Raw genomic sequence first — 14,477 nt, 5'->3', positions numbered from 1 at the left:
TGCTCACCAGCTACCTGCCGAGCGCTCAAAACCCGCTGCTGCAACCACGGTGGAGGCTGTAGGGCTCGCGCTCGGCTACAGCACCTCCTCTGCGTTTATCGCGATGTTCAAGAGGGAGTGTGGTACGACGCCGGAGCAATTTCGGCGACAATTGAACAATGCCGGGGCCTCGGAACATGCGGTGGGCATGGTCCGAGGCTGAGGGGCCGCTCCCAGCTTTCTCCAGCGGTGAACGTCTCGTTCGTCGCCCCGACTAACCGGCTATCCCCACCTCAGGTGGCACCAGCGACCCACAAAACTGCCTGATCGCCTCGCACGCCCGCAGCAGCGACGCGTCATCCAGCGCATAGGCAATGCGCAGATAAGGCGCGAGCCCAAAGGCACTGCCGTGCACCACCGCCACATTGGCTTCGTCGAGCAGGGCGAGGGCTACGTCTTCATCGGTGTGCAGCACCGTCCCGGCAGGGGTGGTGCGCCCCAGCAGCCCGGCGCACGAGGCAAACACGTAAAACGCCCCCGAGGGGTTCAGGCACTCAAGGCCCGGAGTGGCGTTGAGGTGGGCGACCACTAGGTCGCGGCGTCGTTGGAACACCGCGCGAGACTGGCCGATAAAGTCTTGCGGGCCCGCCAACGCGGCAATCGCGGCGTGTTGGGAAATGGCGCTGGCGCCCGAGGTCTGCTGGCCCTGGAGTTTTTCCATGGCCTCGAGCAGCCAGCGTGGGCCGGTGCCGAAACCGATGCGCCAGCCGGTCATGGCGTAGGCCTTGGATACGCCGTTCATGGTCAGCACGCGCGGGGCCAAGGCAGGCTCTACCTGCGCCAGCGTATGGAACACCTGGCCGTCGAACAGCAGGTGTTCATAGATGTCGTCTGCCAGCACCAACACGTGGGGATGGTCCAGCAGCACCTGCGCCAGTGCATTCAGTTCGGCCTGGCTGTACACCGCGCCGGTGGGGTTGGAGGGCGAGTTGAGGATCAGCCAGCGGGTGCGCGGGGTGATGGCCTGGTGCAACGCCTGCGCCGACAGCTTGAAGCCATCCTGGTGGTCACACGCGATGATTTTTGCGGTGCCGCCACACAGCTCGACCATTTCCGGGTAGCTCACCCAGTAGGGGGCGGGCACGATCACTTCATCGCCTTCGTTCAGCGTGGCGGCCAGGGCGTTGTAGATCACCTGCTTGCCGCCGCTGCAAATGATCGTGTCCTGCCAGCTCACGTCCAGGCCGTTCTCGCGGCGAAACTTGGCCGCCACCGCTTCGCGCAGCCCGCGCACACCGGCCACCTGGGTGTAGCGGGTAAATCCTTGGTTGATCGCGTCGATACCGGCCTGGCGCACGTGCTCGGGGGTGTCGAAATCCGGCTCGCCCGCGCACAGCGAAATGATCGTGGCGCCCTCGGCGCGGCGCGCGGCCACGCGGTCGATGATGCGGTAGGTGGCCGACGGTTGCGCCTGGGCCAGGCGCGTGTTGAGTCGCTGGATATCAGGCGTCATGACGGGCTCTCCATTGCGTCAGGTTCATCAGCTCCAGAGTGGAGCGGCCCTGGCTCAGGGCGCTCATCATCTCGGCCTCTTTGTCGGCGCGGGCCTGGGCGTTGGCCAGGGTCTGGGTCACCAGGCCCTGAGGCAGGATGAGCACGCCGTCGTCATCGGCCACCACCAGGTCGCCTGCGGCCACCTGCACACCGTTGAAGTTCAATGGCTGGCCCACCGACGGCGAGCTGGCCTTGACTGTGCCCTTCATGGAAATACCCCGGGCAAACACCGGGAACTTGCGCGCGGCGAGGGCGGCGATATCGCGCACGCCGCCGTCGATCACCAGGCCCACCACGCCTGCCGCCTCGGCGGCCACGGTGAGCACTTCGCCCCAGTAACCGGCCAGGTGATTGCCGGTCGCAACCACCAGCACGCTGCCGCGTGGCACACGCTCCATGGCGATATGAATCGACAGGTTGTCACCCGGCGAGCACTCCAGCGGGTAGGCGGGGGCGGCGATAAAGGCGCCGTCCCACACCGGGCGGATCGCCGGGTCCACGGCGCAGGCAACGCCGCTGGCTTCGTAAAGGGTCGATGAGCCCAGCACTTTGATGCGCGCTTGCAGGTCGCTGAGCATGCTCATGCCTCCCTGCGTTGCAGGGTGTGATAACCCAGGGCTTCACGCGCTTGCTTGAGGGTCTTGCCCGACTCGATCTGCGTGCGGATCTGCGTCTCTACCGCTTCAATCTGACGCGCCCGCTCGGCCACCTCGGCGGCGCGGGCCCTTGGTACCACGAGCACGCCGTTGGCGTCGGCCACCACGATGTCGCGGGCGCACACACGCGTGCCGCTGATCGACACCGGCTGGTTCACCGACAGCACCTCGACCCGGTCCTTGCCGGTGCGCATGTAGCGGCCCTTGGTGAACATCGGGTAGCCATCGCCCAGCGCTTTGCTCACGTCGCGGCAGACGCCGTCGATCACGGTGCCAGCGATACCGCGCAGGCCCGCGTATTGAGTCATGATGTCGCCCCACACGGTGCAGTCGGTGCGCCCGTTATTGGCGATCACCACCACGTCTCCTGGGGTGACGTCTTCGATGAAATCGCCCACTGAGCCCGGCGGCGTGTTCGCCGACACGTACTGCACGGTAAACGCCGGCCCCACGACGGTGCCGGTGTAGTTGTCCAGCGGCATCACGCCTAGGCATTGGCCGGGGATGCCGAGTTTGTCCATGGCATCCGACACCCCGGGGGTGTCCAGGCCTTCAAACAGGGCAACCAGTTGCTGATCTTCAAGGTTCATTGGGCAGTCTCCACGCGGATGGCTTCAAATTGGCTGTCATGCATCACATCGGCGACCGAACGGCCGCTGCGCACGGCGTCCACCATGCCGGCTTCACGACGGGCGATGCGCTCGCTCAGGTCCAGGACCGCCTCGATACGCGCAGCAGGGATAAACACCGTGCCGCAGCGGTCGGCGATCACGTAGTCGTCTTCGTTCACACTCACACCGGCCACGTCGATGGCCACCCCCGAGTCGACCTGCACCACGCGGTTGCGGGCACTGATCATGGTCACGCCGCGCCCGTACACCGGGTAGCCAATGGACTCGCTGCCGTCGATGTCACGGCTGAAACCGTCGATCACCGTGCCACGGATGTTCTTCGCCACGGCTGCGTTGGCAATGATGTCGCCCCAGCAGGAAATCCCCTCGATACCGCCCGCGATCACCAACACGCGGTCTTGCGTGCAGATGGCGTCGATCACCGGCGAAATCAGGTGCACGGTGGGGGCGTCGCCGGTCTTGGGGCCCAGCTTCACGGTGCTGGCGCGGCCGACCACCTTGGGGCAGTTCCACAACGGCCGGATCCCGACCACGGCGCCGCTGAGCTGAAGAAAATCCAGCGCGTCGGAGACGGTGTTGGTGTCCAGTGCGGACAAACGTTCAAGTGCAGCGGAGGGTGTCATCGGGGCGGCCCCTGTTGTGATTGAGGTGCCAGCCTTGCAGAGGGCAAGTGATAGGTAAATTACGAATAACGAAACGAAAGGATACGCCAAACGTATGGTTGGGCCGAGCACCGGCCTGGGCCTCTTTTTGCGCAGAAGACGGCCTGGGCGGGTGTTCGCGCGCTGATAGAGCGCGGGTAAACGAGGCGGGGGGATCCTTGATTGCCGGTCATATCTCTCATGATCGGTGCGTCATTGAAGCCCCGTGAGCCGCAATGGTTCACTGCCGCTCACTTGATCACTGAGCGTTGAGGCAACCCTGCATGAGTAGCAACACCTGTTTGATCGTGGGCGCGTCCCGCGGGCTGGGCCTGGCCCTGGCCGAAGAATATTGCGCACGGGGCTATCAGGTGATCGCCACCTCCCGTGGCGATTGCGCAGCACTTGAGGCGCTCAAGGCGCAGTACGCCGCGCAACTGGCCCTGGAACACGTGGACATCGCCGACCTGGCCTCGGTGCGCGCACTCCAGGCCCGCTTGAGCGGGGTGCGGCTGAACACCTTGTTTGTCAACGCTGGCATCTGCAAGGCCAATGAGCTGTCGACGCTGCAAGTCGACGAGCAAGACTTCGTCGACATGCTGCTCACCAACGCCCTCAGCCCCCTGCGCGTGGTGGAACTGTTCCACGGCCAGCTCGAACAGGGCGGCGTGGTGGCGGTGATGTCATCGGAGCTGGGCAGCATCGGCGCCAACCCCGGCGTGTGGGAACTCTACAGTGCCAGCAAGGCCGCGCTGAACATGCTGATGAAAGCGTTTTGTGCGCGTCATCAAGACGACACGCTGGCGTATCGGTTGGTGGCGCCGGGCTGGGTGCGCACCGCCATGGGCGGCCCCAATGCGGTGCTGAGCATCGAGCAGAGCATTCCGTTCGTCGTGACCACCTTGCAACAGCAGGCCGGTGTTCCTGGCCTTAAGTTCATCGAGCGCCACGGCGCCACGTTGCCCTGGTAACCGCCACCATCGCCAGGGACGGCCCGCCACGAGAACTTGCTCATGATGCCCTGGCCGGAGCTTGACCACTTGCCGCCCGACCCGCTGTCGCCACCGGCCTATGAATGGGAACGTTTGCAGCGCCGGGACATTGCCCAGGTCTGCGCCAACTTTCGTCGCTGGTATCCCGACATCACCGTGGGCACGGCGCGTTATTTCTGTGACCCGGCCTACTACGCCGCCAGCGTGTGCCTGGCCGGGGAGGTCGACAGGGACGTGATCATCTTCGTCGGCCGCTACGCCGGGCAAATCGTCGCGGCCGTGGCCCTGCAAAAGAACCCCGACAACCACGTGCTCTACAACCGCGTGGGCGCCTGCCACCCCGACCACCGTGGCACCGGCGCGTCGAGTTTCATGCTGTACATCATGGACGCGCTGGCGCTGCACATGGGCTTTGCGATGGTCTACAACAGCGTCACCCTCAAGTCTCGCGCCGCCCAGCGCCTGATCGAGCGCGCCCACTACACGCCGGTGGGCATCGTGCCGTATTCGGACCGCGAGCTGAACGCGGCGGGGGAGGTCAACCATGTCAGTGAAATCATCTACGTAAAGCTGTTCCACACTGCCGTGCCGCTGTCGCCCGTCAGCCCCGAAAACATGACCGACAAGGTGCACGCCCTGTGGCAAAGCCTGGGCGGATTGCCCGGCGCATGACCTTAATGAAACCGCTGTAAAACGCCCGCCATTGACCTCTGCAAGGACACCCCGATGCCTACTCCCGAGCTGCAACGCACCCTGTTCAAAGGCGGCACCGTCCTGACCCTGGACCCCCACCTGGGCGATTTTTCCAGCGCCGATGTGTTGGTGGAGGGCACGCGTATCCGCGCGGTCGGGCCTGACCTGAGCGCCGACGGTGCCGACGTGATCGACGCCACCGGCAGCATCGTGCTGCCGGGTTTCGTGAACCCTCACCAACACGCCTGGCTGGGCCTGCTGCGCGGCCTGATGCCCAATGTCGATAACCTCGGCGACTACATGCAAGCCATCCCGCTGGCCCTGGGGCGTCACTACCGCCCGCAGGACATGTACGTGGCCACCTGGCTCACCAGCCTGTCCTGCTTGGACGCTGGCATCACCACGGTGCTCGATGCGTCCCACAACACCCTCACCCCGCAGCACAGCGACGCCGCCCTGGCCGCCTTCGATGCCGCCGGCATGCGCGCCTTGCACATGGTGGGCAAGCCTGTGGGGCTGGCGGTAGAGCATTGGCCCGCCGACCTGCAGCGCCTCAAGCGCGAGGACCAGGCGCGGGTGAACGTGGGCCTGTTCGCCCAGATCCCCGACGCCGATCAGTGGCACGTGGCGCGGGACCTGGGTGTGCGCATTCTCACGGAGTTCGTTGCAGGCGAGGGCGAGTCGCCGCTGCCCGCCCTGCACGCCAAAGGGCTGCTGCGCGCCGACAACATTTTCAACCACTGCTGCCGCCTGAGCGACACCGACTGGCAGATCCTGGCCGAGGCCGGGGTGCAAGTCACCGTCAACCCGCGCTCGGACGCGTTGTTCGCCCTGGAAACCCGCGGCTTTCCCTACCAGATCGCACGCGAGCATGGCCTGCGCCCCGCGTTGGGTATCGACATCGACACGGCGCAGGGCGGCGATATGTTTGGCGAGATGCATGCCGCCTTCCTGCAACAGCGCAGCTTCGTGCAGAGCCGCCGCAGCCAGGGCGGCCCGCACCCGGCTAAGCCCATTGATGTGCGTGCCATTTTGCAGGCGGCCACGCTGGACGGTGCCCGCTGCATGGGGCTTGAAGACCGTATCGGCAGCCTCACGCCCGGCAAGCAGGCGGATGTGATCATGATCCGTACCGATGGCATTGGCGTGTTCCCGTCTCACAACGCCGTGGGCAATGTGGTGCACATGGCCCAGCGCGCCGATGTCGACACGGTGATGGTGGCGGGGCGGTTGCGCAAGCGCTGGGGGCGGTTACTGGCGGTGGACATGACCGACCTGCGCCAGAAGGCGCAGGCCTCGCGTGACTACCTGTTCAGCGCCACGGGCTATCGCCCGGATGCGCTTGAGGCGCGGTTTGCGACGCTGGGCGGCTAGCGACTCAAGGCCACCACAAACTCCAGAAACGCCCGCACCTTGGCGGGTGGCAGGTGGCGTGAAGGGTACAGCGCGTACAGCGGGAACCGTTCGTTCGGCCAGTCGGCAAACAACTCCACCAGCCGGCCCTCCCGCAGGGCCGGCTCGATCCCCAGTTCCAGCACTTGCGCCACCGCCTGGCCGGCTTCGCAGATGCGGTGCAGGGTGCCCACATCGTTGACGATCAGCCGTTCGGGGGTGGCGATGGTCAGGCGCTCGTTGTCACGCTGGAACTCCCACACAAACGGCTTGCCGGTCTGAAAATCACGAAAGTCGACGCACAGGTGCTGGCCGTTTTCCAGCTCCGAGGGGTGCGTGGGGCGGCCGTGTTTGGCCAGGTAGGCGGGCGACGCCACGGTCAGCACGCGGGTCCTGAGCAACTGGCGGCCGATCATGTTGGACGACGGTGGCTCGCCAAACCGCACCGCCAGGTCCACGCCGTCGGCCACCAGATCGCCCAGGTGTTCGCGGGTCACCAGGTCCAGCGAGACTTCGGGGTAGCTGGCCATGAAGTCGCCCAGCGCAGGGGCCAGGATCAACCGCGAAAAATAGGGATCGACGTTCACCCGCAAGCGCCCGCGCACTGCCGTGGCACTGCCGGAGGCGGCGCTCGCCAGCTCCTCGAGCCCCGTCAGCAACGGCATGGCGCCTTCGTAGAGGCGCCGACCTTCGTCGGTCAGGGTGACCGAGCGCGTGGTGCGGTCGAACAGGCGGATACCCAGTTGGGCCTCCAGCCGCGCAATGGCCCGGCTCACGCCGGACTGGGTCATGTCCAGCGCCTCGGCAGCCTTGACGAAACTGCCGCTGTCCACCACCGCCGACAACACGCTTATGCCGCTGACCAATCGCCCGTCCAGGCCCATTGATGATTTTCCGTCATGAAAGTGATGCTGGCCATGCTATCGCACTCGCGGGCCTTCAACGCAATACTTTCTTCAGGGCGGCATTGGGTCGCCACCAAACGGGAGATTGACGATGTACACGATCATGGGTGTTACCGGCCAAGTCGGCGCTGCAGTTGCACGTACATTGCTGGCCGCTGGCGAGCAAGTGCGTGTGGTGGTACGCGACGCCGACAAAGGCGCAGCCTGGGCGTTGCAGGGGTGCGACGTGGCGGTGGCCGACGCCACTGACAAGCGCTCGCTGAGCCAGGCGTTCAAGGACAGCAAGGGGGTATTCATCCTGCTGCCCCCCAACTTCGACCCGGTGGAAGGCTTTGCCGCCACCCGCGAACTCATCGGCAACTTTCATGACGCGCTGTCATCGAGTCGCCCGGGCAAAGTGGTGTGCCTCTCCACCATCGGCGCGCAAGCGGTGCAGCCCAACCTGCTGAGCCAGTTGCAACTGCTGGAAACCAGCCTGCGCACCCTCGACCTGCCGATCACTTTTTTGCGCCCGGCCTGGTTCATGGAAAACCACCAGTGGGACATCGACGCCGCCCGCAGTGGGGTGATCCCAAGCTTCCTGCAACCGTTGGACAAGCCGGTGCCCATGATCGCCACCGCCGACGTCGGCCGCACCGCCGCCGAGCTGTTGCGTGAAACCTGGCAGGGCAAGCGCATCGTCGAGCTGGAAGCCAGCCAGTCGGTCACCCCCCAGCTCATCGCCCAGACCTTTGGCGAATTGCTGGGCCAGCCGGTGCGCGTGGAAGCAGTGCCGCGTGATACCTGGCAAACGCTGTTCCATTCCCAGGGCATGAACAACCCGCTGCCGCGCATGCAGATGCTCGACGGGTTCAACGCAGGCTGGATCTGCTTTGAAGGGGTTCCGCGCACCGGGCGTGTCACGCTCAAAGAGGTGCTGGCGGGGTTTTTGAAGCAGTAACGCAGCGGCGTATCGGTATCCACTTTCTGCGGGTGTCCAACCGGGTGGCTCGCGAGTGTCTGTGAGCGGCCTCAGCGCCCGCCAAGGGTGTGCACGTACGCGCCGAGCATCGCTGTCATGGCCTCGCAATAGCGGGCAATTTCGTCTGCCGTTCGCGGGCTGCCAGAGAACGTCTTGCCCACCGAACTGAGGGTGGTGAGGATCAAGTCGCACGCCAGCTCGCGATGCTCCGGCGGTGCCTGGGGCAGCCATTCCAGCATGAATGCCTGGAAGATTCGCTGCCCCTGGGCGCGCACCTCATGGGCCTGCGGCGCATCGCGGTACAGCGGCGCTGAGTCGCTTAGCGCGATGCGCATCTGCGCCTCTTCGCATTCGGAGCGGATGAACGCGTGCACCAGGGTGCGCAGGCGCGTCAGTGGCGGCTGATGGGTGTCTTGCAAAATCTCGCTGAGCATCTGCGAGGTCTGCTGCCATTCATCACTTTGCAAACGGAACAGAATGGCCGCCTTGTTGGGGAAGTACTGATACACCGAGCCCACGCTCACCCCGGCTCGTTCTGCCACCCGGGCGGTGGTGAAACGCGGGGCGCCTTCCTGGGCCAAAACCTGAGTGGCCGCTTGCAAAATCGCTGCGACCAGCTCGGTGGAGCGGGCCTGCTGTGGCTGCTTGCGCGAGGTAATCCGGGTGGTCGGGCGTGTGGTCATGGGCGGTGGCTGAGCCTTGGGGGAATGCGAATAGCGAATGCGACGAATCACTCGCATACTTTTAATGCGACGAATGAGTCGCATATTAGCCCCGCACCCAGCAGGGCTCAACCTCACGGAACCCCCGTTATGACGACCCTGACAACGACCCCCATGGCCGCGCTGATCGAGCGCCTCTACACCCAGGCCAGCGCCGCCACCAGCCCGCTGGTGGCGGCAATAGGCACCGAAGAACGCGAACGCCTGATGCGCAGCAAGACCGAATACCTGGCGCTTTACGGATTGCTCAAGGACCTGTGGCTACCCGTCTCGCGGGACACCGGCCGGTTGCTGTACCTGCTGGCGCGCAGCAGCAAGGCGCGGGCGATGGTGGAGTTCGGTACCTCGTTCGGGCTGTCTACCCTGCACCTGGCGGCGGCGCTGCGTGACAACGGCGGCGGTGTATTGATTGGCAGCGAGTTCGAGCCGGCCAAGATCGCCCTGGCGCGCGAGCACCTGATTGAAGGCGGGGTGAGCGACCTGGTGGAGATCCGCCCGGGCGACGCACTGGTGACCCTGGCCAGCGGCTTGCCCGATACCATTGACCTGGTGTTGCTGGACGGTGCCAAGGCGCTTTACCGCGATGTGCTCGGGCTGCTGGAACACCACTTGCGGCCCGGCGCGGTGGTGCTGGCCGACAACACCGACTACTGCCCCGACTACCTTGCGTATGTGCGCTCGCCCGGCAACGGCTACCTGTCGGTAGCCGTGGGCGAGGACGTGGAGTTATCGGTGCGCCTGGGCTGAGCCTCAGTTTTTGGCCACGCCCACCCGCCACTGCGCCGGTGGCAGCAACCCGTTGACCAGGTAGTTGCCGACAATGCGCGACTTGTACACCCGCGGGTTGTGGTTGGCCAGGGTGCGGGCGTTGCGCCAGAGCCGGTCCAGGGCTTTGTCGCGGGCCGTGGCGCTGGCGCCGAGGGCGTCGAACAGCGCGGTGGTGGCCGCCAGGGTGGCGTCGACCACCGGGTTGACCGCCAGGCACACTTCCAGTTCGGCCAGGGCAACCTGTTCGTCGTCATCGCGCAGGGGCGCATCGTGGCCGACCACGTAGTGCGCGGTGAGCGTCAGGCGCTGCGCCGCCTGTTGGGTAATGGCTTGCGCGGCATAGGCTTGGCTGGCGACTTCGCCGATCACTTGCAACAGCTGCACATCGTGCGCGGCCTGGTCGGCGTTGCCGGTGGAAAACGTACGGGCGCGCCTGGCCAGTTCTTCGGCGCCACTGATCGCCGCGCGGCGGGCGATACCGGCCAGGGTCGCCAGGTGATACAGCTGATAGAACGATTGGCCATGGCCAAAGCGGTGATCGGCGGGGCGTGGCTCGTCCTCCACCACGGCGTTATCAAAGATGCACGTACCGCTGGCGGTGAGGCGTTGGCCAAAGCCGTTCCAGTCATCCAGGATCTGCACGCCAGCGGCCTTGAGGTTGACCACCACGCTGTACACCTCGCCGTCTTCGCCGGTGGCGATGGTGTTGATCAAGTCACTGTAGAGCGCGCCGGTGGTGTAGAACTTTCTACCGCTGATGCGCAGCGTGCCGTCGGCGTCGCGGTGCAGGCGGGTTTCGAATTCGCCGCGGGTCTGGCCGCCGACCTCGGTGCTGCCCGGCGACAGGAGGGCGCCCTGGCCGAGTGTGTCCAGCCAGTGCGCTTGCCATTCGGGGTGCTTGGCGGCCAGCACTTCTTCGCAAAACCCAAAGTGCCCGCGCAGGGCCTGGGTGAGGTTGGAGTCGGCGGCGGACAGTTCGGCGAGCAAGGTGAACAACTCGACCAGCGTGGCGTCGTGGCCACCAAACTGCACGGGCAAGCGCCAGCGTGGCAGGCCCAATGCGTTGAGTTGCTGGATGACCGCCGCCGGGTTAGTGCGCGACTGGTCGGCCTCGGCCGCTTGCGCGGCGATCTGCGCAAACAAAGGGCGAAACGGTGCGGCCAGTTGCTCGTAGCGGGCCGTGGGCGCGGCGCCCCAAATGTTCAAATCGGGAGTGGACATGCGATGGACCTTACTGGGCTGCGTGGGGAAGGGCGCAGGTGCTGATGATTGATGCGAGTGCGGGGCCCAGTGGTCTGGTGACGCCACCCTAACCCAGCGGCGGCCAATTTTTTAATACGAAAATTAGCTATCGAGCTGCCATACGGTTTTATCGATATTCGTTAAAAGTATTATTGGGCGCGGTTTTATTGCGTTAGCTTCCAACAGCGCCAAGCCCGGCGACCGTCCCGAACCTCTTCGCTCCCACCAGACTGCATGCCTACAGATGGTCGAGTTTGCCCTTACTTCTGTGGGTGTCCTTGCATGATCAACCGTCGAAACCTCCTGGGCCTGATGGGCCTGGCTTCTCTTGCGCTGCACAGCCCGGCGGGGTGGGCGGCCACGCCACCGACCCTCACGGTGGGCGATCAATTCTTTTCCAACCGCATCGTGCTGGAGCTGTCCGGCGAGCTGAAGGACTTGCCCTACCACATCGATTTCAAACGCTTCAACACCGGCTCGCCGGTGGCCTCGGCCGTGTCCAGCGGCGCGTTGGATGTGGGCATCGTGGGCGACACGCCGGTGATCAGCCTGGCCGCCAACGGCGCGCCGGTGAAAGTGGTCGCCAGCACCCAGACCAGCCTGGACGGCGTGGGCATTGTGGCGCGCCCGGGCATTCATTCGGTGGCCGACCTCAAAGGCAAAACCGTCGCCATCTGGAACGGTTCGTGGAGCCAGCAACTGGCGTACAAGGCGTTGGATGAAGCCGGTGTACCGCGTGACAGCGTGCACTTCAAATTCCTGCTGCCGGCCGAAGCCAGCCTGGCGCTGAGCCAGGGCAACATCGATGCGTTCGGTACGTGGGAGCCCTACGTGTCGCTGCAGGAAAAAGAAGGCAGCACCCTGATCCGCAATGCCAAGGGCCTGATGAGCGCGCCCACCTACGTGGTGGCGTATGAACCGGCCTTGGCGCAAAAAGGCCCGCTCATCAAAGACTTCATCGCCCGCCTGACCCGGGCCCGCGTGTGGAGCAACAGCCACGTCGACGAATACGCCGAGGCCTGGGCCAAGGCCAACCAGTCGGCGCCCGACATCGCCAAGGTGTGGTTCAAGCGCGACGCGATCAAGGTGTTGCCGATCTCGCCGACGATTGTCAGCGACGCCCAGGCCACGTCGGACTTTCTCTACAGCGCGCAGTTGCTCAAGCAGCCGTATAACGTCGCGCCTTTGTTCGACCACCCGCTTTAATCGCTGAGGAGTCGTTTCATGCCCAAGCAAATGGCGCTGGCGGGGTTCATGTTGTCGGGCCCCGTGGTGCACAGCCATGCGGTCTGGCGCCACCCGGACACCCACGGCCACTTTCTGGACCCCGATTACTACCGCGACATCGCCAAGACCCTGGAAGACGGCTGTTTCGACCTGCTGTTTTTTGCCGACCGCCTGGCCGTCGGCGACCAGGCCGGGGCCTCGCGGGCGCGCTCTTTTGAGCTGGGCGCGCAAGATGCCACGCGGCTCGACCCACTGCCGATCCTGAGCCTGCTGGCCGGGCACACCCGGCACATTGGCCTGGGGCTGACGCGCTCCACCACCTACTACCAACCGCCGCACGTGGCGCGGGCGATTGCCTCGCTGGACCACCTCTCCAAAGGCCGCAGCGCGTGGAACATCGTCACCTCGATGAACGACAGTGAAGCGCGCCTGTTCGGCCACGCGCAGCACTTGCCCCACGAGCAGCGTTACGCACGGGCCGACGAGTTTGTGGAGCTGGTGCTCAAGCTGTGGAACAGCTGGCAGCCAGACGCGCTGTTGCTGGACAAGGTGCGCGGTATCCTGGCCGACCCGAACAAGATCGACGCCTTCAAGCACCACGGCACGTATTTCGAGTGCGAGGGCCCGTTGAATATTCCGCGTGTACCGCAAGGGCAGCCGGTGCTGATCCAGGCGGGCGCATCCGGCCGCGGCCGGCAGTTCGGCGCACGCTGGGCCGAGGTGATCTTCAGCATCAACAGCCGGGTGGAACGCATGCTGGAGTTTCGCGAGGACATCCACCGGCAAATGCGCGCCCAGGGCCGGGATGTAAATGAGTGCAAAATCCTCACCGCCGTCATGCCCTTTATCGGCGGCACCGAGGCCGAGGCGATCAAAAAGCGCGACGAGCACAACGCGCTGGCGAACCCGGAGCTGGGGATTATCACGCTGTCCACCCAGTCGAACTTCGACTTCACCCCGTTCGGCCTGGACACCCGCCTGCATGAGATTGCGCAGCACTCGGCCACCCCGGACGTGATCGCGCAAAAGCTGCGGCTGGAACGCGACATCACCCTGGGTGAATACGGCGCGATCATGGCGTCGAGCATTCGCGTGCCGCAACTGGCGGGCACCGCCGAAGGGGTGGCGCAGCAGTTGATCGACTGGCTGGAGCAGGGCGCCTGCGACGGGTATGTGGTGTCACCCGCGTACCTGCCGGGCACGTTCAGCGAGTTCACCGAGTCGGTGGTGCCGATCCTGCAGCGGCGCGGTTATCTGCGCCGGGCGTATGAGCACACCACGCTGCGTGGCCACCTGGGGCTGGCGGCCAAAGGCTGATGTTCAGGACGGGCGCGAGTCCCGCTCGCGCACCAGCCCTTCGAGGGTGAAGCGCGCCTGTTTGAGCACCACGTCGCGCACCGCTTCCATTTCGTCCTGACCCACCTGCGTCCACTTCAGCGCGCTGAGCAGCTTGGGTTTTTGCACCCGAAAGGCCAGGCCTTGGGTGAACAGGGCCATGGAATGGATCACCGTGCGCTGGTCCTCCACGGCAAAGCCTGCCAGGCGGGCGATCAGCAGGCGGATCGCCACGCCGATGCGGGCCTTGAACCGTTCTTCGAACGCAAGCGTGGCGCTTTCCGGGCACAGGCCTGCCTGGTGCCTGTCCAAAAAGGCGCGCCATGCACTGGTGTGGGGGCTGTCCTGGATCGTCGACACTATGGTGCCCAAAATGCCCAAGGACGCCTCGATCAGCGCTTGATCGCTGCTGTTCGCATCCGCCAGGGCCCGTTCTGCCGCTTCCACGCTGGCGCCCATTTTGAGCCACAGCAGGGCGATCAAGTGCTCGACGCACGCCAGGTACACCCCTTCCTTGCCATCGAAGTAGTACTGGATCGCGGGCGCATTCACGCCCGCGGCGGTGGCGATGTCGCGGGTGGACGCGCCTTCGTAGCCCCGTTCGCCAAACACCGCGATCGCGGCCTCGACAATCCGGGCACGGGTTTCTTCGCCACGCTGGTAGCCACCTTCGGCGGCGGGTTTATGTCGTGCCATGAGCTGCTCCAGTCCCAAACCCGGACCAAAATATACCAGTTGACAAAAATTCGCGAACGGACGAATTTATTCCACGCGATAT

At 65.1% G+C, this 14,477-nt stretch carries 15 protein-coding genes and 1 pseudogene; 8 read left to right on the top strand and 8 right to left on the bottom strand.

All coding sequences use genetic code 11. The features are described 5' to 3' along the window. Positions 1-46: 46 nt before the first annotated feature. A pseudogene (locus tag ACW9H9_RS14030) lies at positions 47-202 on the top strand (helix-turn-helix domain-containing protein); the annotation flags it as partial. A 51-nt stretch (positions 203-253) separates the two neighbouring features. Here the strand turns inward: ACW9H9_RS14030 and ACW9H9_RS14025 are convergent. From ACW9H9_RS14025 to ACW9H9_RS14010, 4 genes are read right to left on the bottom strand one after another with little or no spacing between them, the layout of a single operon-like run. Beyond that, on the bottom strand, positions 254-1,492 hold the full coding sequence (locus ACW9H9_RS14025; RefSeq protein ID WP_457343795.1) for a pyridoxal phosphate-dependent aminotransferase: 1,239 nt from the start codon (positions 1,490-1,492) through the stop codon (positions 254-256). Beyond that, a complete protein-coding gene (locus tag ACW9H9_RS14020; RefSeq protein WP_457343794.1) occupies positions 1,482-2,111 on the bottom strand; it encodes an RraA family protein in 630 nt (209 codons plus the stop codon). The genes ACW9H9_RS14025 and ACW9H9_RS14020 overlap by 11 nt, the downstream gene beginning before the upstream one ends. Before the next feature lie 2 nt (positions 2,112-2,113). Then, positions 2,114-2,779: an RraA family protein gene (locus ACW9H9_RS14015; RefSeq protein ID WP_457343793.1), complete on the bottom strand. Its 666-nt coding sequence runs from the start codon at positions 2,777-2,779 to the stop codon at positions 2,114-2,116. Beyond that, complete coding sequence (locus tag ACW9H9_RS14010) at positions 2,776-3,444, bottom strand: RraA family protein (protein ID WP_457343792.1); 669 nt, start codon at positions 3,442-3,444, stop codon at positions 2,776-2,778. The genes ACW9H9_RS14015 and ACW9H9_RS14010 overlap by 4 nt, the downstream gene beginning before the upstream one ends. A 302-nt stretch (positions 3,445-3,746) precedes the next feature. Here ACW9H9_RS14010 and ACW9H9_RS14005 point away from each other — a divergent pair, with 302 nt between their 5' ends. The 3 genes from ACW9H9_RS14005 to ACW9H9_RS13995 are packed head-to-tail and all read left to right on the top strand — an operon-like array spanning position 3,747 to position 6,521. Next, entirely contained in the window at positions 3,747-4,433 is a 687-nt protein-coding gene (locus tag ACW9H9_RS14005; RefSeq protein WP_457343791.1) for an SDR family NAD(P)-dependent oxidoreductase, read from the top strand. Between the two features lie 42 nt (positions 4,434-4,475). Further along, entirely contained in the window at positions 4,476-5,126 is a 651-nt protein-coding gene (locus tag ACW9H9_RS14000; protein ID WP_457343790.1) for a GNAT family N-acetyltransferase, read from the top strand. A gap of 54 nt (positions 5,127-5,180) precedes the next feature. After that, entirely contained in the window at positions 5,181-6,521 is a 1,341-nt protein-coding gene (locus ACW9H9_RS13995) for an amidohydrolase family protein (RefSeq protein ID WP_457343789.1), read from the top strand. Here the strand turns inward: ACW9H9_RS13995 and ACW9H9_RS13990 are convergent. After that, positions 6,518-7,423 carry a LysR family transcriptional regulator gene (locus ACW9H9_RS13990; RefSeq protein ID WP_457343788.1) on the bottom strand — a complete coding sequence of 302 codons (906 nt, stop codon included), beginning with the start codon at positions 7,421-7,423 and terminating at the stop codon, positions 6,518-6,520. The genes ACW9H9_RS13995 and ACW9H9_RS13990 overlap by 4 nt on opposite strands. 112 nt (positions 7,424-7,535) lie before the next feature. Between ACW9H9_RS13990 and ACW9H9_RS13985 the strand changes: the two genes are divergently transcribed. After that, positions 7,536-8,384 carry an NmrA family NAD(P)-binding protein gene (locus ACW9H9_RS13985; RefSeq protein WP_457343787.1) on the top strand — a complete coding sequence of 283 codons (849 nt, stop codon included), beginning with the start codon at positions 7,536-7,538 and terminating at the stop codon, positions 8,382-8,384. Between the two features lie 71 nt (positions 8,385-8,455). Here ACW9H9_RS13985 and ACW9H9_RS13980 read toward each other — a convergent pair whose 3' ends face one another. After that, the gene (locus tag ACW9H9_RS13980) at positions 8,456-9,088 is read right to left on the bottom strand and encodes a TetR family transcriptional regulator (protein WP_457343786.1); all 633 of its coding nucleotides are present in this window, start codon (positions 9,086-9,088) and stop codon (positions 8,456-8,458) included. 129 nt (positions 9,089-9,217) lie between these two features. Between ACW9H9_RS13980 and ACW9H9_RS13975 the strand changes: the two genes are divergently transcribed. Beyond that, positions 9,218-9,874, top strand: a complete 657-nt coding sequence (locus ACW9H9_RS13975; RefSeq protein ID WP_457343785.1) for an O-methyltransferase — start codon at positions 9,218-9,220, stop codon at positions 9,872-9,874. Between the two features lie 3 nt (positions 9,875-9,877). Here the strand turns inward: ACW9H9_RS13975 and ACW9H9_RS13970 are convergent, their stop codons facing one another. Then, positions 9,878-11,116: an acyl-CoA dehydrogenase family protein gene (locus tag ACW9H9_RS13970; RefSeq protein WP_457343784.1), complete on the bottom strand. Its 1,239-nt coding sequence runs from the start codon at positions 11,114-11,116 to the stop codon at positions 9,878-9,880. Positions 11,117-11,419: 303 nt separating this feature from the next. Here ACW9H9_RS13970 and ACW9H9_RS13965 point away from each other — a divergent pair, with 303 nt between their 5' ends. Together ACW9H9_RS13965 and ACW9H9_RS13960 are read left to right on the top strand one after the other, a co-directional pair. After that, the gene (locus tag ACW9H9_RS13965; RefSeq protein ID WP_457343783.1) at positions 11,420-12,343 is read left to right on the top strand and encodes an ABC transporter substrate-binding protein; all 924 of its coding nucleotides are present in this window, start codon (positions 11,420-11,422) and stop codon (positions 12,341-12,343) included. 18 nt (positions 12,344-12,361) lie between these two features. Then, positions 12,362-13,681 (top strand): LLM class flavin-dependent oxidoreductase, encoded by a 1,320-nt coding sequence (locus ACW9H9_RS13960; RefSeq protein ID WP_457343782.1) that lies wholly within the window; start codon positions 12,362-12,364, stop codon positions 13,679-13,681. 3 nt (positions 13,682-13,684) lie between these two features. Here ACW9H9_RS13960 and ACW9H9_RS13955 read toward each other — a convergent pair whose 3' ends face one another. Beyond that, on the bottom strand, positions 13,685-14,395 hold the full coding sequence (locus ACW9H9_RS13955) for a CerR family C-terminal domain-containing protein (RefSeq protein ID WP_457343781.1): 711 nt from the start codon (positions 14,393-14,395) through the stop codon (positions 13,685-13,687). Between the last annotated feature and the right edge of the window lie 82 nt (positions 14,396-14,477).

Source organism: Pseudomonas sp. SDO5215_S409 (genome assembly GCF_054071325.1).
The sequence above is the reverse complement of the archived record's forward strand: the minus strand, read 5'-3'. Positions and strand labels throughout refer to the sequence as shown.